This is a genomic window from Algibacillus agarilyticus (genome assembly GCF_003286125.1).
In the GTDB taxonomy this organism is placed as follows: Bacteria; Pseudomonadota; Gammaproteobacteria; order Enterobacterales; family Alteromonadaceae; genus Algibacillus; species Algibacillus agarilyticus.
Window position 1 is genome coordinate 14014 of sequence record NZ_QMED01000028.1, and the last position, 25531, is coordinate 39544.

Here is a 25531-nt window from a genome sequence, read left to right on the forward strand (position 1 = left end):
AATTAGTTTAAGTGAGGTGCACATATTACATTGACCCCTTTTGCTATTAATTTTTGTTTTACTGAATTGGGTAAGTCGTCATCAGTAATTAAGATATTTATTTGCTGCCAAGTGAGTTCGACATTGGGGATTTTTCTGCCAATTTTGTCTGATTCTGCAACAACAATGACCTCGCGACTCACTTCTGCCATGACGCGACTTAAACCGATAAGCTCGTTAAAGGTTGTGGTGCCTCGTTCGATATCAATACTATCGGCACCAATGAAAAGCTGATCAAAATCATATGCGCGTAAGACATTTTCAGCGGCTTGGCCTTGAAAGGACTGTGAGCTGGGATCCCAAGTCCCGCCAGTCATTAATAGGGCTGGCGCGTTATTCAGTAAACGCAATTGGTTAGCTACATCGAGGGAATTTGTCATAACGACTAAACCTTCTTTAGACGCTAATCGTGGAATTAAAGCTGATGTTGTTTTGCCACTATCGATAATAATACGGCTGTGATCTTTTATATAGTTTTCAGCGGCTAAGGCGATGGCTTGTTTGCGCGACGATATAATGTCATTTTGTGGTGTGCTGGCGTTGGGAATAGCGATTGCGCCACCATGTCGCCGCATCAAATAGCGCTTTTTTTCTAACTCGGCTAAATCTTTACGGATCGTTACTTCTGAGATTTTAAAACGCGACGCCAGCTGATCAACGCTGACTTCACCTTGTTCAGCGATAAGGTTAACGATGTTGCTACGCCTTTCTTCTGTGTTTCGCTTTATCATCTTAAGTTTCGATTCGTAATTTTTGTGTATTAAACCAAAACTTATGCTCTTGTACAAGTTAACTTTTTGTTGATGTAAGCTTGCGTAAGGTATTTCACAATAATGAGTGCTTATTGGCACTTAGATGTGAATGCCAGAAACAAAAAAAGCCTCTCGAATTTGAGAGGCTTATATATTGAATTTTGATTCTATACCCAAGTGATTTGGGTATATTAGGAGTTAGAAGTTATTAATAACGACTGAGCCACTGTTGAAATCAAATTTATTGATTTTTCCACATTGAGCAAAATGATTGTTTGTTGCGTATGGCGTACCCGCTTGATTGATATCACTTTCCCAACCTTGGCCATTTTTAACATAGGCTTTTAATTCAAACCATTTATCGTTACCAACCGCTTTACTACAATCCATCATGACATCGAGCATCCAATAATGTTGGCCCCAAATATTTAGAGGTTCAGTGCCGTAGCCATCATTCGCCACAGTACGCTCTGTTCCCCAGCCATTTGGCCATGTATTGGTTGTCCAGTCTAATGGTGTGCCTTCTGCTGCGGTGCTTTGGTTAGCTTGGCTACCATACCAATCTAAATAAGTATCTGCTGTTTTCCAAGGTGTGGTTGTGGCGTTATTTAAGTTTAAATGATCAATCGGCATTGAACATTCAAAATTGGTCGCTGAGCAATTTCGGCCTAGTGTATTGTTGGCATAATTATGGTCAATACCGCCTCGAATAAACATATCTTGGCCGCTCGCCGTTTGCGCTTGAACAAAAATCACGGTGCGCTGCCAATCTTCGGTAGGGCACGTATTGGTAACATGACAATCAACGGGCGTTATTTTAGCATCTTGATGAATAGCAAAAGCATCCCATGCTGCCACATTTAAATTAATCGTGCTGTCGGCATTAACAGTAATGGTTTCGCCTGAACATGATTGTTGATCGGCGCTTAATTCACCTTTTAACACATTACAATATACGCCTTCAGCCATTGATGTTTGTGTGGTGAAGTTCATCGTGCCATTTTCTTTATTGATTGCAACGTGACCTGAGCTACCACGACCAAAGGTAATTTGGTTATTGCCGTTGTCGTTCCAGTTTGTGGTAGTCCAATTATCGGCAGTATGATTACGGAAATCCATTGCACCTGCTATATAGCTCCAACGATGCTCACATTTCCAAGCATCAGCGAAACATTCTAATGTGCCATTATTATGCACAGAAACGCCTGGTCCGCCCGCATCGGTATCGCCATGATAGTCATAGCTTGACATGACTTTTGGATAACCATACGGATAGGCTAACATGAACACATTGGCTAAATCGTATAAACGACCATCTTCATAAGTGATAACACTACCACCGCCGCCATGGCCGCGTTGATTATCATGATTATCAACAAAAACCACCGCTGAGCTACTCGGTAAAAAGCCCCATGCTTCGCCAAAATTACTTAACCACGATAATTGACCATTGCGGAAGGTATCGCCTAACTTGGTGCTGTATTTAAATTCGGTGACTAAGCCAACGCTGGTATACTCATTAGCCCCGATCACCCCGCCACCTTGATCGATAACTTCTTGGAAGACAAAAGGTGAGCCATTCACTTTTGCCATTACGCCTTGAATATCTTCAACAGACATATGCTTAGATGCGTCAAATCGGAAACCCGCTACCCCAATATTGGTTAAATCATTTAAATAATTAGCAAGTGTTTGTTGTACATAATTACTGCTGGTATTTAGATCAGGTAAACCAACTAATTCGCAGTTTTGTACACGCCAGCGGTTACTACCATAATCTTCTGGATTAATTGAGCATGAATTATGAAAATCTTGTGGGCCATAATTAGGGAAGCTACGGAAGCCAAATGGGCTGCCTGCAGTACCATTTCCGTCACCGCTTGCCATGTGATTGATTACCGCATCAACATAAATATCAACGCCGACATTTTTACAGCGGTCAACCATATCAATGAATTCGGCACGTGTGCCGCCTCGGCTTTCTAATTGGTAACTAACGGGTTGGTAGCGAGTCCACCATGCTCCACCTTGAATATGTTCATTTGGTGGTGAAACTTGTACGGCAGCATAGCCTTTGGGTCCTAAGTATTGCTCACATTCCGTGGCGATATCTTGCCAGTTCCATTCAAACAGATGTAAAAAAGTAGTGGGTTGAGAAGCCGCTTGAGCTTGGCCCGCTAAGCACAAGCCGATAGCTGCAGCTAAAAGTGGTTTTGTTAATTTCATGTGTGTTATCCAGTTTATTATGGTTAGTTATCATCTTTGAATGTTATTTTTTTGTTAACGCTAGGCTGTTTTTTGCTTTGCGTGTATAAATAATGAACTAACTATAAATAATCACAATTGAATACGTATTCACAAATTGAAGTTTGATTATCGAACATATTGCGCGTAATTTGGTCGATCGGCTTTGTGAATATAGCGATTAGCTATTAACCTGTAAGACATTAAATCTAAATGATTATTTGTAAGGGGTGTTAATTAATTGTATAAATGCAGAGTGAAGAAGCGATCGAGTTTTTACTTCTGTTTTATAGTCAAAGCGATCGGGTTTTAGGGGCAGGTTTCTCGTTCCAGACGAAACCGAAGTACTTACATCCATGTAAGCAAAGCCGTCAAAGCTACCGCGTCCTGCTCTCGCCCCTTACCTGCATCCATGCAGGCAAGCTTCGAGACCCCATGAGCATATGCTCTATTATGTGATTGGGGCCGCCTAAATGGATTTAGGTGTTAGAACGACGCAGGAGCCAAAGTCGAGAGTAAGCGCTGACAATGAACCATAAAACCTGAGCGAGAAGACTATATCGTGACTGCAGGCGTGTTTACGCAATTAAATGATAGAAGTGATTGACCGGTATTTTTGTGTTTGAATAATTTTAAATATGGCATTGCAAGCCTATTAAATGGCCATCTGGATCTCGTAAAAAAGCTTGCCATACCGAAATATCGAGTACTTTATTGGTTAATTTGGGTGACTGTTCAAATTGAATGGCCTCATTAGATAATTGTTGATATAGCGAGAAAATATCATCAACTGCAAAGTATAAGATGGGTGATGAATTGTTTTTAGCGGTTAAATTGTCAACTTCACAACTTAAAACGAGTTGCATGTTTTGTGTTGCCATAATAGCTAAAGTGGGGCTGGCATCATAAGTAAGATCTAAACCTAAGCAGTGTTGATAAAAATGCAGGCTTGTTTCAATGTTTTGGCAATGAAGTTCAATTTGCGATAAACCTAAAATGGTTGATTTTTTATTCATGGCTTTTTTATAACAATCAATGAGTGAAACACGAAAGAATAGCAGCCTAACAAAGTGCTATATAAATCACTACTGTTTATTCTATGCACTTATGATGTTGAAGCGTTTAGTGTTTTGAAAAGGTGTGTTAGGCCGTTAAATGGTTGTGGTTAAAGAATCTGTGATAGGTGCAATGTTGCTTGGTATGTCGTTTTGCATTAAGCGTAGTTGTTGAGCTTGAGCTAATTCAAGCATTAAGCTTTTATCTTGCTCAGAAAATTCATCGGTTATGGTTGCTGTTCGTATTTGACTGACTAAAAAGGTAAGCGTGCGCGGGTTTTGTTCGTTATTAGAAATAAGTAAGGCTAAGTTGGCTAGCAAAATACAGGCTTGTTCTGTGTTTTGCATAATATCTTGCAGAATCATTGATGTTTTTTCTACGTCTTGATTTTGAGCTAAAAAACCGTTTTCAAAGGCAAAGTTCCAACTAGTGCGTGACAAGCCCAATTTCTCGGCTGCATCACACAGTGCTGCCGCTTCGCCGCCTTTATTTAAATACACGCGAGTATTAATAAGCGCGTTATATTTTAAATATCGGTTAGCACCAAAATAAAAGTTATTTAGCGCTGGATAAAGTTTAACCAGCGTGTGAAGCTCTTCATAAGCCTTAATAAAATGGGTAATAACATTAAGCATGCTACGTCCTCTGTCCAGTTTGCTGCTTAATTCAATTATAATGCTCTTGTTCAAAATTGGATGTGAGAAATAACCCATAACTTTATTCGTTATTGACTTGTTTTATGTAAGTGTTTAATCACTGCTTTAAAATAAGTTAAATAATTGAATTAATTGTGATTTATGCACCTACATAGACGCAATAAATGGGGTAGAATCGGCAAAAAATAACGAAACGTTATTTTTGTTTGAACAAAATAATAAAAATTAGAATAATAAAATTCGGGAGTCTCACCTTGTTGTATCGCATTGGAAAGTATTTATACGATCAGGATAAAAAACTTTTAGTGGCTGATGGCGAGCTTTCAATTACGCTCAAGCCTAAACAGGCGGCCTTACTGAATGTTTTTATCGCGGATCCCACACGTTGGTATACCTCAACCGAATTGCTAGATTTAGTTTGGCAAAAACAAGTGGTCGAAAATTCGAGCCTTTACTTACAAATCACGAATTTGCGCAAACAATTCGGTGCTGATGCCATCGAAAATGAAAAAAATAAAGGTTACCGATTTTGCCTAACGGTCGCTGAAGTTGGTGATACCGAGATCCCTGTTCATTTTTCTGATGTAAAAAAACGCAATAGAATGATCGCGATCGTGCTGTTGGTGCTGTTTATGTTTGTTTTTGGTGTAGTTAGTTTGCCTAATGCCATTGATGAAGAAGCGGAAAATAGCAAACCGCAAGCCATCACATTTATGAAAGGGCAGGAAGTATCACCAACGGTGTCTGAAAATTACATGGCATTTTCTCATCGTAAAGACGGTAATGAATTCTTCTCTATTTATTTACAAGATAACCGAATTGGCGCGAAGCCAATTGAAGTGTTAAGTGCAACTGACGTACATGATTATTATTACCCCTATATAAATGAAGCAGAAGATAAGCTTTATTATTTAAGAGTAGACGTATCCAATAATGAAAAAGCCCAGTGTAAAATATTCTACTCAACTTTAACTAATTTTATCTTGTCTAAAGAAAAAGAGGTGGCTGATTGTGGGAATAGTGATTGGGTTTCTCCTTTTGCTGTAACAACTGATGAGTCATCCCTTTTTTATGCGTATAGCAACTCTAGTAGCTCTCCTGCTGCGTTATATAAAACGGATCTACGTTCCGGATATTTCCAACAAATATCATTACCTAATCAGAGTAATTATGGTGATTATAACTTAGCTCTTTCTGGTGATGATAAATTTTTGGCTTTTTCTCGCTTGAATAGTGATGGCTCCTCAACTGTTATGTCAATTAATTTAGAATTAGGGACAACTGATTTTGTTGATCGCGTTTTAGATATGGTTAATTTAATTACTTGGCAACAGAATAAAATTGTGTATTCGGGTTTAGATAAGCAGATTAACTATTTTGATATACTGAATAAGGAAAAAGGGAGTCTAAGTATCGACTCTTCTCATCCTATTTACGACGGACAGGTAAAAAACGGCTTTTTCTATTTTAGCCAAGGGCAAATTACTGTATCCGATATTATTTCAACACCAGATTTTGGGGGAAATTATTTTGATAAGGTTGCATCTCCCTTTACTGATGAGTTAATGCAGTGTAATGAATTGCAGTGTTATTTTATTAGTGATAGAACGGGGTTAAATCAAATCTTTAAAGAGAATATGGATGGCTCCATAACCCAACTTTCTGAGTTTAAGCAAAATTTAAACGTATCTTACTTGGCTCCTGACCCTGATAATATTTATATTTATTATATTAGTAACGGAACTTTGTTTCGCTTTGATATTAATTTGGCTAAATCATTCCCTTTGCTTGTGGGGCAAAATATATCGAGCGTAGCTGCAGGTTGTAAAGCAAGCGAATTTTATGTTACTCGTTCAGAAAATAATGTGAGTAACTTATATCAAATAACAGATGATGGTCAAAACCCTATCGCATTGCTAGCCGAACAAGTGAAAGTAGATTGTTCGGTTAGCGAGCCGTATTTATATTATCTGCATAGCCAATCTCGAGATTTACACCGGATGAATTTGAACTCATTTGAGCAGCTAGTTTGGATTAATATGTTTGATACACCTTCTTCTCTACATTGGGATGTCTATCAAAATGAAATTATTCGCTTAAAAGGATTTTATGAAATAAGTCATTGGAAATCCAAGGTTATGACCGGAAGTCACTATATGAAAATACCTTTTTTAACAGTGGGTTATGGTAGTAAAGGGGAGCTAAATCTTAAGTACACCTTTGCCGGTGAAATGACAGTATACAAACAAAAGATCAGATTTACATCAGATTAGATCATGCTTGATCCGATGCAAAGTTAAAAAAATTAGTCCATCGTTAGCCTCGTCAAAACAATAATCTATAAACAACAATATGTTTAAACGAGGTCTTATCATGAATACAACTATTAGCCGTATCAAATTAGTTTCTACACTTATCTTATCTGTTATCGTGGGTGTAACGTTATTAAAAGCCTACAGCGGCAGTTCAGATGTTGCGATAAAGTCGACAACTATGAATAAAACGGTTGCTCCTGTTATGGATTCAAAAGTAGCGCAATGTCGTATGCACGGATGTCGTAATTTTACTGATGGCGAAAATACCGATAGTGTTGATTTATCTTTACGTTCAAACCTCATTCAACCGAAAAAAACATCTTAATTAATAGAAGGCATAATGATGCAACTATCACTAACGCAATCGTTATATACAATAGTTGAAGCTATCTATCATGGTTTAGATGATGGCTTTGATTATTTAAAAGGCGACATAGAAAAAGCATTTGAGAAGTGCAACAGTGCACTTAATTGGCAATCATTGCAGGTTACTTTGCTTGATGAAAATAGAACGGTATTGGAAGAGCTAATTTCAGCGCCTACTCATGTCAAAGGCGACATTGAGAAGTATTATTTTCGTCGTGGCGATCTGCAGATCGATTTAACCTATATCAGCAATGATGATATGGCCGATTTTCAAGCTTTAGCCTTGTTTGAGCATTGGCTTCAAAATTTTAGTTGTGGGGCAGCACCGGATTTGTCGCTGGCCCTTGAAAAACTCATTGATCGTCATCAAGCAGCATTTTGCATGGACTCCCTTGGTGGTATTTACTTTTTAAATGATGGGGCAAAATTAGTTGCCGATCATGACGACATTACCGTAATTGAGCTTGATAACATGGCAAGCCAGTTAGACTTATTACATAAGTTACATAATCAACGTTATTCTACGCATTTTTGTACTTTAAACTCTCATGAGTTTGCGCGCATTGAGCCGGTATTTGATGGTGAATTATTTGTTGTTGATATTTTAACGGCTAAGCAAGTCTCGGTTGTTTGCTAACGCTGTCGCTTCGCTATTTTTGGCAGTGTTAGTATTCAAGTTTGCTTGAGAGTACAAATATTGAAATTCATATTCAACTGATTTCAGTAAGGGAGCATCATCTCTTGCCTTTATAGTCAGTTGAATCAGTAAGTTATACACAAGGTTGGTATTGCACAAAACCGAATAGAGAGTTTTGAACTCAATAATAAAAAATTCGGTTTCGCAGTCATTTATTTCAACCTATTACTACTTATAACAGCGTATAAAAACGTTAATAACGAATAAGGCATGACACTTAATTAAGGCGCAATTTTGTTAAGCAATTGTGCACTGATTAAGTAAACAATAAGATTAGCTTAAGCTAACTAAATTCAGCAAAGCCGCCCATTGGCGTTGTGAAGAATGACTTAAGGATAAGTCATTATTTTTGTGATTGGTGCAAGTGCTAACGTAGGTGATAATGCGTTAGCACTTGGTTTTTTTTAAGTCATGGCTGATGACACCACAACACCGATAAACAGTAAAATAACAGACTGGAAAATAGCGACGGCAATATTTCCTTTTTTAATTTCCTCAATAAAATCGACATTTTTGAAGATAAACTTATCAATAATAACTAAAGCAACAACGCTAATAAATAAGCTTATTACTGCGTAGCCTAAGTTAATTAGCATAAATATAATGTTTTGTTCAATTGATGTTACTTCCATTGTTAATCCTCTATTGTAATTGAAAACGGGGTTTTAGGCCTTTCTGCCCAACCGATAGACCACGCCGTAATGGGATCGAGTGTCGCATTCTTTAATGTATTGCTGTAATAATTCATTAAATCGGTTGTAGCGTAATTTTTGGCTTTTTGAATATTGTATAGATCGGCAGCGCCAAATAGATGCAGTATTTCGTGCGCCTGTACTTGCTGAGTCGCCCATGAGTAAGCCGATTTTTCCATTTTCTCAGTTAACATCACATATTCATTTTGACAGTTAGCTTTACGCTTGGTTTTACGGCACGACATGGCAAATGAGCGAGCTTTGCCATTACTGTGAAGTACCACGGCAACATTTTGGTTTTCTGTCTCTTTTAATGCGTTGATCATGTCCTCAAAGCTGTCATAGCCGACTTGTTTACTTATGAGTGATTTTGCATAAGGAAAAAAGCTTGACTGGCGTAGCCATTCTTTAGTGATCCCTTTTGGGCTATGAACAAAGAAATAGCGAGTTTTAAAGCTTAAATTAGCTATATCATATCGCTGGCTTTGATGTTTAAACCAAGCCGTGACTTGATCGATATTCGCCTGATTTTTTAAACGATCTTGGTTTGACCACTTACTCCATCGGTTATCATTTAAATAGAAATATAAGATTAATACTTCTTCTTGCATTGTTTTGGCTATACCGGTAAACCGCGCATTTCGGTAACCTTGTTTTAAATCTCGCTCGGACTGATTTCTTTCAATGTTTGCTCGAAGCAATTTGATATTCGCTTGGTCTGTATTTTTGTCTTCAGCTAATTTTCGAGCATTGAGGTATGAATCTAAAGCGAGGTGGTTATGTCTGTGTTGACTATGTAAATATCCTTGCTTGCGATACAACCAAACACGGGTTGATGCCGTTAAGCTGGGTTGTAACACGAGTAATTTTTGAATCAACTTTAGGGCGTCTTGGGTCCTATTCGCATTTAAGTCTTTAACCAGTTGGTTATACTCAGATTGAGCGGCTTCGGGAATCGCTAAATTGGGTTTGTCATCTGCATTCAAAGCAACATAGAGAATGATCGCAACACCAATGAGCATTTTGAAGAGTGCTGATTTGATTTTTTTTAGCATGTAGACGAGACGCTATTTATCAGACCATACCGCAAATTCGTTACCACTTGGTTCAATAAAGTGAAAGCGTTGCCCGCCCGGAAAGGCGAAGATGGCTTTGTTGATGATACCACCTGATTTTTCAATTTTTAGTTGTGTTTTGCGTAAATCTTCACTGTAAAAAACAATTAATGCAGAACCTTGATCTGCTTTTGCCGCTAAAGGCGCTAGATAAAAACCACCCTCTAAACCTTGATGATTAAATGCGACATATTCGGGGCCGTAATCGGTAAACTGCCAATTAAATGCGTGTTGAAAAAACGTTTTGGTGGCGTCTAAATCGCACGCAGCAAATTCAACATAATTCATCTTTTCGTGCTGGTGCATTATTTATCCTGACTCGTTGGAGTGGTTAAGTTAGGGTGGTCGATTTAGATTTAGTTAGCGCGTTGAAGGTGATTCTAGATAAATAATCTTTAGCTGTCAAAAATAGGCTTTTTTGTTATATAACCTCAAATCAGGTTAAGTGATGCAACCGTTTGAGATTATTGATTCCATGACAATGATACTTCACTTTATTTTATTTACTTCATTACAGATACAAAAAAGGCACATTAAATGTGCCTTAAGAGATCAAACGATAAAAATAGTTAAGCGCTTAAATCGGCAATCACTTTATCAATGAGTGGGAACATGTTTGCATGACCAAGAGCTTCAACCGCTTTAAGTTGCTGAATGCTATCCTCGACGCTATTGGCGGTAAAATTGACGTGGCCAACTTTACGTTTGGCTCTAACGTCTTTGCCGTACCAATGTAAATGTCCACCAAGATCAGCGACTTGCAACGCAATCGTTTTTTCACAGCCAATAAGATTAATCATCGTGGTGACACTTGATGTGTGTGAACGACCTAACGGTAAATCGACTACGGCGCGCAAGTGATTTTCAAATTGACTAAAGTCAGTGCCTTGTTGTGTCCAGTGACCCGAATTATGTACGCGAGGTGCGATTTCATTAACTAAAAGCGTGTCACCCACTTGAAAAAACTCAATGGCTAAAATACCACGATAATCTAGCTTTTCAGCTAGCGCCTTAAAGGCTATTTCAGCTTGTTGTTGCACTGAATCACTGACGCGAGGAGCGGGTGCTAACGAGACTCGTAATTGGCCCTGAAAATGTAAATTTTCAGCTAACGGATAACAAACTATCTCACCTTGACCATTACGAGCACCTACTAATGAAACTTCGCGATCAAATTTTGATTTTTGCTCAGCGATTAATGGGTTACGCTTAAAATCATGCTGCGCTAATTCTGTTTTTACACTGGCTAAACTTTCAGCGTCATTAACTCTAAATTGCCCATAACCATCGTAGCCATCTTTACTGGTTTTGATAATTAATTCGGGCCCGATAGAGGCAAACGCGCTATCTAATTCATCAACCGTAAAAATAGGCACATAAGCGCAATTATTAATGCCTAATACATCTAATAAATGCTTTTCTTTTAAACGATCGCCGCCTGTTTGAATGGCTTCAGCTGATGGATGCAGCTTACCGGTTGCATGGGCTTGGGTTAACAATGCGGCAGGCAGATGCTCAAACTCAGCGGTAATCGCTGCGGCTTGGTTAAACGCATCGGAAACCGATAAAGAGAGAATGTTTTTTTCAACGGGGTGAACCACTGTATTATTAACTGGATCAACAGCAACAACCTGAATGCCTAGCGGCACGCCCGCTAAGTATGTCATTTGTGCTAATTGGCCAGAGCCAAGCACGACAACCATCATACTTCTGGTAACTCCAATACTGAATTTTCTAATACGGTTTGTGTTTGTTTTGCTCTAAATTCAATTATCTTTTTAGCAACAGACTCGTCTGTTGTACCAATAATTTGTGCCGCAAGTAAGCCCGCATTGGCAGCACCGGCTTCACCAATTGCCAGTGTACCAACAGCAACACCTTTTGGCATTTGTACAATAGAAAGCAACGAATCTAAGCCGCTTAATTGGCTAGAGCGAACAGGTACACCTAAAACAGGTAAATGCGTGTGTGCGGCGATCATGCCCGGTAAATGAGCTGCGCCACCAGCACCGCCAATAATGACTTTATAACCCTTTTCAGCCGCTGATTCAGAGAATTCAGTCAGTAATTTAGGTGTTCTGTGCGCGGATACAACTTGCGCATGAAATTCGATACCCAGCTCTCTTAAAATAAGAGCCGCTTTTTGCATTGTCGGCCAATCTGATTGTGAACCCATTACAATTGCAACTTGCGCCATTTGACACCTCTATCGCGGTATTTCGGCTGCTTATTTTATAAGCCGAAAGGTTATTAAGAAAAAAGGCGAATAATACCGTTATTTAGCAAACTTGGATAGTTTTAAAGGTTATTTAACACATAAAATTAATCTCAGTGCTATTTTGTGAGGGTGCTTTTGTTGACATCTATGCATTTTGCCAATAAATTCATCAAGCGATTAAACGCATACAATAAAATGGATTAAGGAATTAATAATGAAATTAGTAAAATACTCAGCAATAGCGCTTTCTTTATTGGCTACATCGGGCATGGTTAACGCAAAACTTAACCCATGGACAGATTGTGGTATTGGTGCAATGATTTTCCAAGAAACGCCTGCGGCTGCTGCAATTTCTAATGTTATTTGGGATTTAGGTACAACCGCGGTAACAAGTGCTGGTTTGTCTGAGCAGACATGTGAGGGTGGTAAAGATAAAATAGCTGCCGAATTTATTAATCATAGCTACGAAAGTATTGAAGCTGATCTTGCTAAAGGTCAAGGTGATTATTTAGCTGCTACATTAACTTTAATGAGCTGTAATACGGCTGATGCATCGGCTGTTCGTTCTGAAATGGCTTCAACTGTTGCTTCTAGCCAAGCTAGAGTAGAAAAAGCAGAAGCTTTATTTACTGCGTTAAATACGCAATGTGCAGCAAAATAAATTTTGTTTATTTGTTGTAGCTTATCTGAGCTACAACATTTTATATTCCATTCTTTTTAAGTCCTCTATCTCATGCGAGTTCTACACTTTTTATTCTTACTCTTATTCTTGTTTTGTAAGTGTGCCTTAGCAAGTGAACTCAATTATGAGCAATTATCAGCCGATACCTATTGGCATAAATTATTACACTACAAGAAGTCGGGTAATCGTTTAAAAAGTGAAGTTATTTCACCTTCTTTCTTTCTATCTAAATCAGGTCATAGCGATCCGTTTGCCGAATTAAAAATGACGGTTAAGGCTTTTTTATCTGAATCTGAAAAAACGCCTAATACGACTATTTGTTCTTTTCCTGCTCGGTATTTATGGCTAAAAAAACAATACCCAAGACGGTTTACACATAATATATTGGATTGTAAAGACTACCTCGCTTGGACACGAGACAATGAAATAAAATCAATCAGCGTTATTTTAGCGAGTGGATACTTGAGTAACCCTGCATCGATATATGGACATTTATTACTTCGGTTTGATTTAGAACATTATGCTCACCAAGGAAGAAATTTAGTTTCACCGACTCTTAATTTTGGTGCGATCACTCCGCCAGATGAGAATATGCTGGTATATATCACAAAAGGTATATTTGGTGGTTATGAAGCTGGGTTTACAGATGAATTATTTTATAAGCAAGATCATAGTTATGCTAAAACTGAATTGAGAGATCTTTGGCAATATAAATTGAATTTAATGCCTGATCAATTAGAACAATTAGTTGCTCATAGTTACGAGTTAATCAAGAAAAAATTTACCTATTACTTTGCTAAAGAAAACTGTGCATATCAAATGGCACGTTTGCTTCAGCTTGTTGTTGAAGAGCCGTTACTTAATTATGACTCTCCTTTTGCTTTTCCAACAACCGTATTTCAACGTTTGGCCAAAGTCGATATCATGGGAAAACCAGCTGTTGATCGTATTGATCAAATACCATCACATCAAAAAATATTGCATCGTAAGTATGAACAATTAAGTTTAAAACAAAAAAAGGCTTTAAATCAATTCATCGAACACCGTCATAATGATCATGACGCGGCACTTGCTGATTTTACAATGCGAGAGCAAGCCATGGTGTTAAATGTATATTTGGATTACCTTGATTTTTTAAAAGTTAAAGATGTCGATATTAAAGAAACGAAAAAATCAGTACTTATTGCATTATTTAAACGGCCAATCACCCCTATTGATTGGACGAAAAAAGTGAATGACAAGCCTCCTCACTTAGGGCAGGCTCCCTCTACATTACAAATTAATCTAGTACAGAATACTAAAATAGGGACTTACGGTGAATTTAGATTTAGAACCGCATATTACGATTTATTATCTAACCCAATTGGTCGGTTACCTTTATCTAGCTTAGCCATGCTAGATGCATCAATTGCCATAAAAGAAAATGATATTTGGATTAAAACCCTTGATGGGGTAAATATAAAATCGTTAAACACGTCTAAAACGGGTTTAGCGGGCGATGGTGGTTATGCTTGGCAAATTAGAGCAGGCATTGAACAGCAAGAATTATCTTGTCAGCCATGTAATATTTTTTCATTGACGGGTGGAGTAGGGAAAAGCATCGAGCTAAGCAATAAGCTTGCTTTGTACGCAATGCAAAACGCAAAATTACAAAGCGCATCGTTACAGTATAAATCATTTTCTACTGAAATAGAATTAGGTGCAATCGCCAAGCTCTCTTCCTATTGGCGGAGCTCGCTAATCTATTCTCATCGTTTTTATTTACATGATACAGATATTCAATTAACTCGTTATAAATGGGAGAATGCCATTCACTTCGATCGTAATTGGGAAATTAGACTAAACGTTGAAAAGCAAATTGCGACCGAAATGACCGCTTCATTTTCATATTTTTTCTGATTTTTCCGTGTTTGCCAAATATAGATATGCGATTGAAAAGCAAAGCTTTGTTTTACTGGTCACAAAATGTGAAATAAGGTTTGTTAGGTAGCGGGATTAAAGTTTACCGTGAGTATATTGATGATCGTACGCCTGATGTCGCTCGAATTGCGAATGGCTGGTGCTTGATTCTAAAAAACGTGGCTTATTAAACGGTCCTTACAAGCCAAAAATAGAAGAACAGTAGAGTTAAAACTAATTGGTTAAGCTGTCTCTTTTTTATTAAGCGGAGCGAATACTCCGCTTAACTTTTCTTCGTTGCTTATTTTTATACCCTATATTGATCGGCTAGCTTACTAATGCCTAAACCTTGTGATTTACTGATTTGGATTTGAATTGGAATACGCTCTTTTAACGCTTCGACATGACTGATCACGCCAATCATTTTGCCGCTGGCATTTAAATTGTCGAGTGCATCGAGGGCGGTATTGAGCGTATCGGCATCTAAGGTGCCAAAGCCTTCATCTAAGAATAAAGAATTGATACTGGTTTTATGACTGACTAAGTCTGACAGGGCTAATGCCAGCGCTAAACTCACTAAAAAGCTTTCGCCGCCCGACAGTGTTTTGGTATCTCGTTCAGTATCAGCTTGCCAGGTATCAACCACCCACAATTCTAATGATGCATCGGCTTTACGCTTGAGCATATAGCGACCATGCAAGCGTATGAGTTGCTCATTTGCTAAGTGAACTAAATGATCTAATGTTAACCCCTGCGCAAAGCGCCTGAATTTATCGCCTTCTGCCGAGCCAATTAAACTGTTTAAATGACTCCAATCATCTTTGGCCTGTTGAGCTTGTAAAATTTGGGTTTGTAACTCACCTAGCGAGGCTTGATTTTGTTGATCTTGTTGCAGTTGATGCGTGAGTTGACCAAGCTCTATATTTAAGTGTTTTAATTGCTCTCGATTAGCGGTTATCTCTTTTTGCCATTGTTGAATTAATTGATTGCTTTGCTCGGTATCTGCCAACGCATTATCTAGCAACATATTATTCTGCAATGAACCTGGGCGATTAGTTTGATGATTCATCAAGTCTTGTTGTGCTTGTTCGACGAGGGCAAGTGTTGTTGTATGCTGCTGAGTGAGCGTTTGTTGTAACTCGTTTAATCGCTTTTGTTCGGTATGCGGTAGTAAAGCTTGAATAAAATCGGCTTCTTGTTTAAAGCCGTGTTGTTGTAACCCCGCAGTAAATTCTGTTTGAATCGGCTGTAACGTCTTATTTGTGTTACTCAGGCTTACGTCGAGAGAGCTTAATTGGCCTTCTAGTCTGCTCTGTTCAGCTAATAAAGTCTGCGTAGTGTGCAGATGTCGACTTAACCTTTCTTCGGCAGAACTCAGTTTTTCTCGCAACCACTGGCGCTGCTGAGGCACTTGTTTATCGCCATATAATTCGAGTCGTTTCGCTTGTGTATCACGGTTTATTAATGCGTTTTGTTGTAGTTCTGACTCTACCGTTGTAAGTGCTTGCTGACTTTCTTGGGCACGTTGTGAAAAGTTGGTGAGTTGGTTGTTGATAATCGCTTGTTGGTTTTCAATTTCTTGAGTGCGTTGTTGTTGGATTTGCCATGTATTTTTGTTTTGCTGTAGCGCTTTGATGTAAGCCGGAAAATCTTGAGGTAATAGATTTTCTGGGAGTGCCTGATTGTTGAGTTGAGCAATGTTTGTTTGCACGCTTTTAAGTAACTCAGGTTCGGTAATAAAGTGAAGCATGGCGGTTAAGGTGGCTAACAACGGTTGCCATAATTGCTCATGCAATTGTTTGTATTGTTGTTTATCTTTATCAACTTGTTGCGCTGCGTTATCACTTGTTTGCTGGCTTAACGCTAATGCGTGTTGCAAATTATTTAAGATAGTTTGCGCTTGATTATATTCTTGTTTAGCTTGGGCTTGTTGTTTTAACGCTTGCTGTAATGCTGCTTGTTGTTGATGCAATTGTTGCTTTTGTTGTAGATTCGCTTGCTGATATTTTGCCAAGCTATCGGGCTCGGTGATTAATAATAGAGTGTTTAAAGCTTCACATTGTTGTTGCCAGTCTTGTTGTCGGTCGGTTTGTTCTTGTTGCTGCTTCTGTTGTTGATCTGCTAATTGTAATTGGCTTTTTTCGAGTGCATTAACTTGTTCTTTTAAGGCTAAGCCTGAATCTTTTAATGATTCAACGGTTTGTTCTAAATGCTGCAAGCGCTGTTGATTTTCGCTGACGTTGATTGCCGCATATTCATCAATCGCGGGGTGTTCGGTTGAGCCACAAAGTGGACATTGCTCTTCAGGTTGTAATTTCGCACGCTCGGCTTCCAGTGATTGAATTTGTTGTTCGCGTTTGACTAGGTTAGTTAGATCATCACAATGCTGTTTTTGTTGTTTATATTCAGCCCGTTTATTGATCAATTCAATATTTTTTTGCGCTAATAACTTGGTATTATCTTCTTGCTGCTGTTGTAACTCTGTCAATTGTTGTTGGGTTTTTAAATATAACTGACAAAGTGTTGGCAACGGCGCGCTGGCTTGTTCTTGGTATTCAAGCTGCTTTATTTGATCACTTACGTTTTGTTGGTGATCGTCAATTTTGTCTAAGGGTAACTGGCTTATATCCAACAATTTTTGCTCTGCTGCCGTTATTGCTAACTGCTGTTGGTTTACGCTGTTTTTGCTTTGCTCTACATCTATTTGCTGTTGTTCTATTTGTTGCTTCAGTTGCGCTATTGTTTGCTGACTGGTCGTGATCGTGGTGTTTAGCTGAACGCTTTGGTTGTGCAGTTGCTGGAATTGCATATGTTGATCTTGCCATACTGGCAGTTTTTCATTGAGTTCAGCATGGTTTGAGTGCTCTGTTAAATATAAGCTAATTTGTTTTTGTTCTGCTTGCAGTGAACTTAATTCTGTTTGGCTATGTTGGGCTTGTATATTTGTTTTGTTTAGTTGCTGTAGTAGTTCATTTTTATGGTTGGTTAATCTTGTTTGCTCTTTTTGGCTTTGGTTTAACTTCTCATCAAGCGGGATCACGTGTTCTTCGACGAGTTTTTCGTGTTCAATTTGCTGCTGTTTAAGGTTGTTAAATTGGGTTTGATCTTGGTTTGTGATGGTTTGACTTTGCTCGACGGCGAGAGTCGTTTTTTTTAATTCGGCTTGGTACTGGGTTTGTTGCTTTGTATCTTCAATTAATTGAGTGCTGAGTTGTTTCTTTTGTTCGAATAGCGGGCGTAATAACTCTGCTGGGGCACTGGTTTTTAGTTTATCTAGCTGTGGCTGTGCGGCCATTAATGCGTGTTCAGCTTGTTGGAAATCGTGCTCCACATTAGATTTTTTTTGTTGTAATTGAGTCAAGCTTACCAGCCATTGATGCTGTGCTTCAGTTTGATTTAACGTTTGGCTTGTCTTTTTTTCTTGTTGTTGAATGTTTTGTTGTTGGGTTTGCAGTTCAGCTCGTTGCTCATCGGTGAGTAACGCCATACCGGATTGTTTGGCTTGTAAAAGTGCAATTTTTTCTTTAGCTTGTTTGTCTTGATTAAATACATGCTGTGATATCAAGCCATAAATTTCGGTGCCCGTGAGTTGTTCAAGTAACCCTGCGCGCTCGTTGGCTGAGGCATTTAAAAAAGCCGCAAATTGGCCTTGTGATAGCAACATTGACTTGGTGAAACGGTCAAAGCTTAAACCGGTAATATCCGAGACTAAATTTTCTTTTTCTTTTATTTTGCTCGTTAAAATAGCGTCATCCCAGCATTGAGCTAATTCAACTTGTGGTGCTTGCAGCTTACCGTCTATTTGCCCACGAGAACGCCGTTGGCTCCAAAATGCTCTATACGTTTTGTCTTTTACTTCAAATTCGACTTCGGCCATACATTCTGCTGTGTGACGAGTCATACATTCATTTTGACTCGCCGAGACATCTAAACGTGGCGTTTTGTGATACAGGGCTAAGCAAATCGCGTCAAGCAGTGTGGTTTTGCCTGCGCCTGTGGGGCCGGTGATCGCAAACAAACCATTACTGATAAAAGGTTCTTGATTAAAGTTTATTTTCCATTCACCTTTAAGCGCATTGATATTTTTAAAACGTAAACTTAAAATTTTCATGCGTTTGGCTCCTGCTCATGTGTGACATCTTGTACGGATTGATCAAATAATAAACGCAGGCGTTTAAGTTGATCAGTTTGTTTTTCATCAACGGCATCGTTTATTTTTTCTAATGCTAAGCGACGTTCAAACACGTCGTGTGCAGTCAGTTCTGCGAGTGTTTCTTTTTCTTGCTGTTGTAAATTGCTTTGATTGACATTTTTTTTACGTCGGATCACCAGTACCTCGACAGGGCGGTTTGCACTCAAACTCTCAATCCGCGTTTGTAAATCACTTAAATAGTCTTGTTCACTTACCTCAATATCAAGCCACGTGACGGGTTCATTGGGTTCTGCTTCTTCAAACTCGGCTAGTCGCTCTGCTATTGTGGCTAAATTACCTTTGATCGTTTGCATACTTTGAAATTCAGGTACTTCTAGAGGGGTGACGTGACTCAATTCGGCTTGCGTAAATTCAACTAAATTAACGGTTTTAGCTCGGTTTAATTCATCAAAAGATAATGCGATTGGCGAACCTGAATAACGAATGTGTTCCGATTTGGCTACGCATTGGCTACGATGAATATGGCCTAGCGCAATATAATCTGCCGGTGGGAAGGCATTAGCCGGAAAAGCATCTAATGTGCCAATATAAATATCTCGAACCGAATCTGAGGTGCTCGCGCCCAGCGTGGTTAAATGCCCTGTCATGATGATCGGTACTGGATAGCCAAGTTTGGCAACACGCGCTTGTGCTTTTTGATATAAGGCTTGGTAATGCTCAGCGATCGCTTGCTGTAAACTTTGTTGTTTATCTCGACCGCTTTGCCCTGCTTGGCTGCTGACGATATCTCGAGGTCGAATATAAGGAATGGCGCAAACGAGTGCGCCTACTTTTACCATCGATTGTAATTTGTTATCGACTTGGCCTAATTCGACTAATTGAGCATCAATATCATTTGTGTCGACACCCGCGAGTAAATGCGTATTGAGATACGAAAATAATTGCTTCGATTCATTCAGTGTGGCCACTGAATCATGATTTCCCGCTAATATAACCAGCTGACAACGTGTGCGCTGTAGGTCAACGACAAACTGGTTGTATAACTCTCTTGCATAACTGGGTGGTGTGCCCGTATCAAAAATATCACCCGCGACAATAATCGCATCAACGTTATGGGTTTTGACTTGTTCGATTAACCAATTAAAAAAAAGTTTGTGTTCGGGGGCTCGACTTTTTCCGTAAAATGATTGGCCTAAATGCCAATCCGACGTATGCATTATTTTCATGTTATTTGATCTTATTTTGCGGTTTTGAGCGGGAAGTTAAAGGGCGAAGTAAAACAAAACCGATAAGCGCGTTTGCAATCCCTAATCCCATAAAGAAATGCGGAATATTCACATTCAAAATAGCTAACACAATGATGGCAATAATCGCGCTGCCGACCATGAATAAAGCGTTCATAATATTATTAGCGGCAAACATTCTGGCGCGTAGCGCGGGTTGGGCATTTTTTTGAATGTATGCATATAGTGGCACAATATACAGGCCGCCAAATAAGCCAATGGCTAGAATATCGAGCATAAGCCAGAAGTTACGTCCAGCTGATAAATATTGACTAGCGCTTTGTAATTGTCCGCCTAAATGGCTTAAATCGGGGATTGCCCAATTCAAATGCACGCTAAATAAAGAGAGACCAATCACGCCAACGGGGACTAAATTTAGATTAATGATTTGCTTAGATAGTTTGCTACAAAGCAATGAACCTAAACCAATACCGATTGAAAACAACGCTAATAAAATGGATACCACTTCAGGTTGTGCTTGTAACACGGTTTTAGTTAAATTGGGAAATTGAGTCAAGTAAGTTGCGCCCATAAACCAAAACCAACTAATCGCTAAAATGACACTAAAAATAGGAGCTTGTAGTCTACTTAATTTTATAATGGCAACCGCTTGTGCTAGGGGTTTAAAAGGCACTGATAGTTCAGGCGCAATAGGCGCGGCATAAGGTATTTTTCGAGCACTAAGGTAACCCAAAATAGCAAAGGCAAAAACTAACCCAGCGGCTAACATTGTGCCATGATCAGCTCCAATTAAAATACCGGCGAGCAACGTCCCTAATAAAATCGCTAAAAAAGTACCGAGTTCAACTAAGGCATTACCTTGTAATAGCTCACCTGGCTTTAAATGTTGAGGGAGTAACGCATATTTAACCGGTCCAAAGTAAGCTGATTGGCACCCCATTAAAAACAGTAATAACAACATGAGACTGACTTGTTGTAACAGGATCGCGACCCCAGCGAGTGCCATTAAAATCACTTCACATAATTTTACTTTTTGGATAAAAGCTGACTTTTCTAATTTATCGGCGAGTAATCCGGCGTGAGCTGAAAATAGAAAAAAGGGCAAAATGAATAAACCCGCAGCCAAATTAATGATTAAATCTGAGCTCATTGGCAGATTAGCGGCTGACATAAACGCGACTAATAGCAATAAGGTATTTTTATATAAATTATCGTTAAACGCCCCAAGTGCCTGCGTTATAAAATAAGGTAAAAAGCGGGGTGAAAAGAGAAGTGATGTTGACTTATCTGTCATTTTAAATCCTGTTGTGCAACTGATGCCTGAAAGCTGAAATCAGTATAAAACAACTACAGAATGCAAACGACTCTATTTTTTAAATCTGGTTTAATATACCCAAGTCACTTGGGTATAAAACAAGCGGATTGATGGCATAATACCAATCCGTAATAATAAGTGCCCACTCAGCGAGCGTTTAAATGCGCTTACATGAAAGAATAGTGGTGCTCTTTTGAGTTCGAGCAACACAGAGTAAGCGCATTTAAAACTCGCCTGAAAGGAATGCCCCAGCGCCTTTTGACCTGCGTTATCGATATTTGAAAGGGAACAACCATTCCTGTACACCGACGCCTTGTTCAAAAACCGCTGGATGCATTCTGAGAGATCACTTATTTATATGAATTGGCATAAAAAATCGTTTTAATTAAAATGAAGCTTTAGTGGTTTTTAAAGGCTCTAGTAGTATAAATAAACCTTTTGCAAAGCAAGCAATACCCGCTGAAATAAGTAATGTACTTAAAAGACTAGGCATTTCAATTATTTGAATATTATGTAAAGCTGAACCTAATAATCCGATAGTGATTAGCGTGAGTGCTAATACAAAGCCGATTAAAATGCCGGTGAACTCTCTTTGTGTCATATAATCAATATTAAACAAGTGCTGCCCTTTTATAAGTTTACTTTTAAAATCAATAACCTTAATTTAGTGTTTGCTAGAAGGTTACAAATTGATGTAGGTTTAGTGTCTGTTTGATTAAGATTAGCAGTAGATGTAAAGTTTTACATAAAATCGATTTAGATCGTTTTTATTCATTAATTGGCTTTTTTATAACATTTAACTAATAAGTCATTGGCAAATCAATCAGTTGAATATATTTGCTAAAAATTAAAGCGCAGCTGTTATAAGGTTATTTATGAATCATAAAAAAGACAAACAAGACATATCACCCGAGGTTCAAGCGCAAGCGATGGCTATGGCTAAGGCAACTCAAAAGCCGGGTCAATCGAAAGAGCAAACAAAGTTAATTGCTCAAGGCATTGAAAAAGGGATCGCCGAATACAAAAAACAGCAAAAAGTGAAAGCTCGCGAACTCGATAAAAAGCTTAAGCAAGTCCGGCGCAATGAGACAAATAAAACGAACGGCAGCCAAAGTCAGGAGCCGTCGACGGCTCATCTTACCTTGCAAGAACCGGCTTGCCCGACATTAAATTGGTTGCCTTGGTGTTTACTGGTTTTGTCATGGCTCTTTTTTATAGGTTTTTATGTCGTCTATCATTAATCTCTAAACCGTGTTTTGGTTTTTCTACGTTTTGCCTGTTATTTTGTAAAATGCAGCGACATTAAAAATATGTTACTTTATTGTAATAAAATAAATATTAGCTTCTTCTGGGACCCTGCATGAAAGCCTCCTCATTTTTGATTAAATTTATTCTGATGGCTCTATGCGGATGGGCTAACTTTGCGTGGAGTGCTGTTGCACCAGAAAAACCTATCGCGAATATTGTGTTTTTTGTGAATGCGGATAAAGGCGCTGAATTTTGGGATTCGCAAGTCGCTTTTGCTCAAGCGGTTAGTAAAGGCTTAAACATTAAGCTTGATGTGCATTATATGCCTGCCGACGCGCGCAATCGTTTTGCTATTGCCGATGAAACCGCAAAATACTTAGATAGACGAGCGACTCCGCCTGATTTTGCGATTGCATCTTTTTGGTTAAAAGGCGAAGACAAATTATTGAAAGTGTTTGAACAGCGCCGCCTGCCATTTATTTCAATTAACTCTAACTTAACCGCTGAAAAATGGGCTGAAATGGGTGAGCCTCGCGCCCAATATAAACATTGGCTTGGTCATATGTCGCCTGATGATGTGCATGGTGGTTTCGTATTGGCTAAGCAATTAATAAGCTCTGCGACTAAGCGCGCGCAATGTGCAGATAATCGTTGCCAGTTAAATATGTTGGCATTAACGGGTCATAGTTATAGTGCCGTGGCGCGTGAGCGCGAGGCCGGACTTAAACGCGCTTTAAAATACAATAAAAATATTAACCTTTTGCAAACCGTACATGCTAATTGGCAACAGCAAATGGCTTATAGTCAAACCGTGCAAGCGTTAGGGCGTCATAACCGTATTGATTTATTTTGGGCTGGTAATGATTCGATGGCTTATGGCGTTGTTGAAGGTTTAAACCATTATAATTTAATTGCGGGTGAGCATGCATTAATCGGGAGTATTGATTGGTCGCCACGCACGGTTGATTACGTTAAAGATAAGCAAATCGATTTTAGTTTAGGCGGACACTTTATGGAAGCCGGTTGGTCTCTCATTCTGTTAGCCGATTATGCCAGCCGTCGTGATTTTATTGATGATGCTGGCGTTATTGTAAAAACGCGTTTTAGTATATTAAACCAAACTAATGTTGATACATTAGGTGCCTTTTTACAAAAGCCAGAGTGGGATGAGAGCCAGTTTAAAATGTTGAGTAAGCGCTTTAACCCTAAGCTAAAACGCTATCATTTTAGTGCTAATCAGACTATTCAAGTCGCCGGTAAAAAGTCATTTTAGGTTTTTAACTTTTCAAGCCAATTAATTGGCTTGAGGTAGTGATTTAGCTTTGCTTCGGCTGAGCTATCTGCGGGTTGGTAATTATATTCCCATCGCGCAAGTGGCGGCATCGACATTAAAATGGATTCTGTTCGCCCGCCAGATTGCAAGCCAAACAAAGTACCGCGATCAAAAACTAAATTAAACTCGACATAACGGCCGCGTCTATAGAGCTGAAATTGACGTTGTGCCTCGGTTATTGGCAATGCTTTGCGTTTGTTTATAATCGGAATGTAGGCGTCTAAAAAGCCTTGCCCAACGGCTTTGATATAATCTAAACAAGTCGAAAAATCCCACTGATTTAAATCATCAAAAAATAAACCGCCAACGCCGCGTGTTTCATTGCGATGTTTAAGATAAAAATACTCATCACACCATTTTTTATAATCAGGATAAACCGTATCGCCAAATGGTTTACATAAGTTATAAGCCGTTTGATGCCAATGAATACAATCTTCTTCATTTGGATAAAAAGGGGTTAAATCAAATCCACCGCCAAACCACCAAACGGGATCTTCACCTTCTTTTTCTGCGATAAAAAAACGTACGTTAGCATGTGAGGTGGGAATATGCGGGCTATGAGGATGAATTACCAAAGATACACCACAGGCTTGCCAGGTTCTACCGGCTAATTCTGGGCGGTGTGCTGTGGCAGAAGGTGGGAGTTTGTTACCTGAAACTGATGAAAAATTAACACCGCCTTGTTCTATGACGGCGCCTTGGGTTAATACTCGAGTTCGCCCGCCACCACCTTCTGCTCGTTGCCAGCTATCTTCGATAAAAGAACCTTGGCCGTCGGCCAATGCTAACCCTTGGCATATATCATCTTGTAATTGCTTTAATACGTCAATAACGTGATTTATATCTATCATGCGCGCACAACTTCTCCAGTAAGAGCGTTAATTATTTGTGATGGTTGGCTGTAGCCAAGTGTTTGTCCTGCCAATACATAATCAATTTTGTCTATTAAGCGAGGATCTAATGTTTCAACTGAGGTAGCGGGTTCATCGCCGGTTAAATTTGCACTCGTCGAAACGATTGGTTTATTTAGTGCGTTGCATAGCTTAACCACATCAGGTTGGCTTGTTACTCTAACGGCAATGCTCGTAAATTGACCGGTTAAATATGACGGTGTGTTTTTATTAGCCGGTATAATTTGAGTGATGGCGTCTGGCCAGCGTGACAAAATGGCAAGCCGTATATCTGGCGGTATCTGCGAATCATCTATGTATGGCCGTAATTGCGAATAATTGGCCGCGAGTAAAATTAACCCTTTTTCGATTGGGCGTTGTTTAATTGCCAATAACTTCATTACCGCGGCTTCGTTATCTGGGTCACAACCTAAACCAAAAACGGCTTCCGTTGGGTAGGCAATCACGCCGCCATTTTCATAAGTGTATTGGGCTTGTGCATGTACCGAATTATTTTTTGTGCTTGGTACAATAAATTCTTTATTCATATCACATTAAACATAACCATAATTTGCTTCTAGTATACTCATACCAACGCAAATTGCATGTTATGACGT

The 25531-nt window shown here is 39.0% G+C and carries 22 protein-coding genes; 7 read left to right on the plus strand and 15 right to left on the minus strand.

The window, feature by feature from the left end:
- Nucleotides 1-2: 2 nt before the first annotated feature.
- The 4 genes from DPX34_RS17260 to DPX34_RS17275 form a co-directional block, all read right to left on the minus strand.
- Nucleotides 3-770, minus strand: a complete 768-nt coding sequence (locus DPX34_RS17260; RefSeq protein WP_111979698.1) for a DeoR/GlpR family DNA-binding transcription regulator — start codon at nucleotides 768-770, stop codon at nucleotides 3-5.
- A gap of 219 nt (nucleotides 771-989) precedes the next feature.
- Entirely contained in the window at nucleotides 990-3017 is a 2028-nt protein-coding gene (locus tag DPX34_RS17265; protein ID WP_111979699.1) for an alpha-amylase, read from the minus strand.
- A 650-nt stretch (nucleotides 3018-3667) separates the two neighbouring features.
- On the minus strand, nucleotides 3668-4051 hold the full coding sequence (locus tag DPX34_RS17270) for a VOC family protein (RefSeq protein ID WP_111979700.1): 384 nt from the start codon (nucleotides 4049-4051) through the stop codon (nucleotides 3668-3670).
- A 135-nt stretch (nucleotides 4052-4186) separates the two neighbouring features.
- On the minus strand, nucleotides 4187-4726 hold the full coding sequence (locus DPX34_RS17275) for a hypothetical protein (RefSeq protein ID WP_111979701.1): 540 nt from the start codon (nucleotides 4724-4726) through the stop codon (nucleotides 4187-4189).
- A 275-nt stretch (nucleotides 4727-5001) separates the two neighbouring features.
- Between DPX34_RS17275 and DPX34_RS17280 the strand changes: the two genes are divergently transcribed.
- From DPX34_RS17280 to DPX34_RS17290, 3 genes are all read left to right on the plus strand, one after another.
- A complete protein-coding gene (locus DPX34_RS17280; protein WP_157964776.1) occupies nucleotides 5002-7020 on the plus strand; it encodes a winged helix-turn-helix domain-containing protein in 2019 nt (672 codons plus the stop codon).
- Between the two features lie 100 nt (nucleotides 7021-7120).
- Entirely contained in the window at nucleotides 7121-7387 is a 267-nt protein-coding gene (locus DPX34_RS17285; protein ID WP_111979703.1) for a hypothetical protein, read from the plus strand.
- A gap of 15 nt (nucleotides 7388-7402) precedes the next feature.
- On the plus strand, nucleotides 7403-8065 hold the full coding sequence (locus tag DPX34_RS17290; RefSeq protein WP_157964777.1) for a hypothetical protein: 663 nt from the start codon (nucleotides 7403-7405) through the stop codon (nucleotides 8063-8065).
- A 464-nt stretch (nucleotides 8066-8529) separates the two neighbouring features.
- Here DPX34_RS17290 and DPX34_RS17295 read toward each other — a convergent pair whose 3' ends face one another.
- The 5 genes from DPX34_RS17295 to purE all read right to left on the minus strand — a co-directional run bounded on the left by DPX34_RS17295 (nucleotide 8530) and on the right by purE (nucleotide 12129).
- The gene (locus tag DPX34_RS17295) at nucleotides 8530-8757 is read right to left on the minus strand and encodes a DUF350 domain-containing protein (RefSeq protein ID WP_111979705.1); all 228 of its coding nucleotides are present in this window, start codon (nucleotides 8755-8757) and stop codon (nucleotides 8530-8532) included.
- A gap of 2 nt (nucleotides 8758-8759) precedes the next feature.
- Complete coding sequence (locus tag DPX34_RS17300) at nucleotides 8760-9872, minus strand: hypothetical protein (protein WP_111979706.1); 1113 nt, start codon at nucleotides 9870-9872, stop codon at nucleotides 8760-8762.
- 12 nt (nucleotides 9873-9884) lie between these two features.
- Complete coding sequence (locus tag DPX34_RS17305; RefSeq protein WP_111979707.1) at nucleotides 9885-10238, minus strand: VOC family protein; 354 nt, start codon at nucleotides 10236-10238, stop codon at nucleotides 9885-9887.
- Nucleotides 10239-10501: 263 nt separating this feature from the next.
- The gene (locus tag DPX34_RS17310) at nucleotides 10502-11638 is read right to left on the minus strand and encodes a 5-(carboxyamino)imidazole ribonucleotide synthase (RefSeq protein ID WP_111979708.1); all 1137 of its coding nucleotides are present in this window, start codon (nucleotides 11636-11638) and stop codon (nucleotides 10502-10504) included.
- Nucleotides 11635-12129, minus strand: coding sequence for a 5-(carboxyamino)imidazole ribonucleotide mutase (gene purE / locus DPX34_RS17315; protein WP_111979709.1), 495 nt, complete (start codon nucleotides 12127-12129; stop codon nucleotides 11635-11637). The genes DPX34_RS17310 and purE overlap by 4 nt, the downstream gene beginning before the upstream one ends.
- A 235-nt stretch (nucleotides 12130-12364) precedes the next feature.
- Here purE and DPX34_RS17320 point away from each other — a divergent pair, with 235 nt between their 5' ends.
- On the plus strand, nucleotides 12365-12811 hold the full coding sequence (locus DPX34_RS17320; protein WP_111979710.1) for a DUF3015 family protein: 447 nt from the start codon (nucleotides 12365-12367) through the stop codon (nucleotides 12809-12811).
- A gap of 72 nt (nucleotides 12812-12883) precedes the next feature.
- Nucleotides 12884-14731 (plus strand): Lnb N-terminal periplasmic domain-containing protein, encoded by a 1848-nt coding sequence (locus DPX34_RS17325; RefSeq protein WP_111979711.1) that lies wholly within the window; start codon nucleotides 12884-12886, stop codon nucleotides 14729-14731.
- A gap of 307 nt (nucleotides 14732-15038) precedes the next feature.
- On the opposite strand, the gene DPX34_RS17330 is transcribed toward DPX34_RS17325, so the two are convergent.
- The 4 genes from DPX34_RS17330 to DPX34_RS17350 form a co-directional block, all read right to left on the minus strand.
- On the minus strand, nucleotides 15039-18842 hold the full coding sequence (locus tag DPX34_RS17330) for an AAA family ATPase (RefSeq protein ID WP_111979712.1): 3804 nt from the start codon (nucleotides 18840-18842) through the stop codon (nucleotides 15039-15041).
- Complete coding sequence (gene sbcD / locus DPX34_RS17335; protein WP_111979713.1) at nucleotides 18839-20110, minus strand: exonuclease subunit SbcD; 1272 nt, start codon at nucleotides 20108-20110, stop codon at nucleotides 18839-18841. The genes DPX34_RS17330 and sbcD overlap by 4 nt, the downstream gene beginning before the upstream one ends.
- A 1-nt stretch (nucleotide 20111) precedes the next feature.
- Nucleotides 20112-21422, minus strand: a complete 1311-nt coding sequence (locus DPX34_RS17340) for an MFS transporter (protein WP_111979714.1) — start codon at nucleotides 21420-21422, stop codon at nucleotides 20112-20114.
- A gap of 406 nt (nucleotides 21423-21828) precedes the next feature.
- Nucleotides 21829-22062 (minus strand): hypothetical protein, encoded by a 234-nt coding sequence (locus tag DPX34_RS17350; RefSeq protein ID WP_111979715.1) that lies wholly within the window; start codon nucleotides 22060-22062, stop codon nucleotides 21829-21831.
- A gap of 256 nt (nucleotides 22063-22318) precedes the next feature.
- Here DPX34_RS17350 and DPX34_RS17355 point away from each other — a divergent pair, with 256 nt between their 5' ends.
- Nucleotides 22319-22684: a DUF2956 domain-containing protein gene (locus DPX34_RS17355; RefSeq protein WP_111979716.1), complete on the plus strand. Its 366-nt coding sequence runs from the start codon at nucleotides 22319-22321 to the stop codon at nucleotides 22682-22684.
- A 119-nt stretch (nucleotides 22685-22803) separates the two neighbouring features.
- A complete protein-coding gene (locus DPX34_RS17360) occupies nucleotides 22804-23964 on the plus strand; it encodes an ABC transporter substrate-binding protein (RefSeq protein WP_111979717.1) in 1161 nt (386 codons plus the stop codon).
- Here the strand turns inward: DPX34_RS17360 and hemF are convergent.
- Complete coding sequence (hemF, locus tag DPX34_RS17365; protein ID WP_111979718.1) at nucleotides 23961-24875, minus strand: oxygen-dependent coproporphyrinogen oxidase; 915 nt, start codon at nucleotides 24873-24875, stop codon at nucleotides 23961-23963. The genes DPX34_RS17360 and hemF overlap by 4 nt on opposite strands.
- Nucleotides 24872-25462 (minus strand): L-threonylcarbamoyladenylate synthase type 1 TsaC, encoded by a 591-nt coding sequence (gene tsaC, locus DPX34_RS17370; RefSeq protein ID WP_111979719.1) that lies wholly within the window; start codon nucleotides 25460-25462, stop codon nucleotides 24872-24874. The genes hemF and tsaC overlap by 4 nt, the downstream gene beginning before the upstream one ends.
- Between the last annotated feature and the right edge of the window lie 69 nt (nucleotides 25463-25531).